Raw genomic sequence first — 1,034 nt, 5'->3', positions numbered from 1 at the left:
CGAGGACGGCGGCGGGGCTGACGGTCCTCCTGGCCGTGGCGATTTGCGTTTCCCTGCTGGCGGCGCGGACGGACAAGCTCCAAGGCGCGGGCATCCGCAGCTCGACGTATGGCCGCCCCAACGACCCCGGCCCCGGGTATTGGGCGCGCACCGGGACCGAGATCGCCGCCAAGTTCCCCGGCGCGAAACCGGAAGCTATCTGGATCGCGAGCCGGCTGAAAGGCCGCGGCACCGAGATGTCGTTCCCGGTCCCTCCCGGCGGCGACCCGCTCATCACGGGTATGCCCGAAGATATCAGCGAGCCCGTGCTCCAGCTCTTCGACAAGCTCGGCTACCGCGTCTGGCTCCAGACCGAGCCGGGCTGGGCGCCCGTCGATAAGGCTTTCCATGTGATGCTTGATCGCTATGGCCACCACAAGTGCGTCATAGGCGTCGGCGTCGACATCGAGTGGCACCGCTCCAATAACCCCGACCTCGGCGACCCGGTGACCGACGAGATGGCCAGGACTTGGCTGGCGGCGGCCCGGTTTCATAATCCCTCCTACCGCATGTTCCTGAAGCACTTCCGCGAGAACGTCATGCCACCGACCGTCCGCGACGGCATCATGTTCGTCGACGACAGCCAGATCTTCAAGTCGGCGGACGAGATGATCGACGAGTTCGCCAGGTGGGGCAAGACCTTCGCCCCGGCGCCCGTCGGGTTCCAATACGGCTACCAAACCGACAAGCCTTGGTGGGGCAAGATGAAGGACCCCGTTAAGGAGATCGGCGACCGCATTCTGGCCGCGACGCCGAACACCGAGACGCTGATCTGGGTGGACTTCTCGGTCCAGGACGTCTTCCCGCCCGACCCGTCCAAGGGGGACCGCGTCCCTCCGAGGAAGTAGCCTCGGCTAGTGTCCCGTCTCGCAAGTTTCTTTCCAATGTCCTCCGCAGAGACGGGACACTTCCAGGGGGAGTCAAGCTCCCCCCTCGGCGCTTCGTTCCTCTCAGCTGACCCCCTGAGGGGAACGACGCCGTCCCCCTCAAACTCC

Annotated in this window: 1 protein-coding gene; it reads left to right on the top strand. The window is 65.7% G+C overall.

Features of this window, described 5'->3' with window-relative positions; genetic code table 11:
• The coding region (locus VJ307_07930; GenBank protein ID HJX74072.1) for a hypothetical protein at positions 1 to 887 on the top strand (887 nt) is incomplete at its 5' end.
• Positions 888 to 1,034: the final 147 nt, after the last annotated feature.

It is taken from the genome of Candidatus Deferrimicrobiaceae bacterium, assembly GCA_035256765.1.
GTDB lineage: Bacteria > Desulfobacterota > Deferrimicrobia > Deferrimicrobiales > Deferrimicrobiaceae > CSP1-8.
This window is presented reverse-complemented; position numbering and strand designations above follow the sequence as displayed.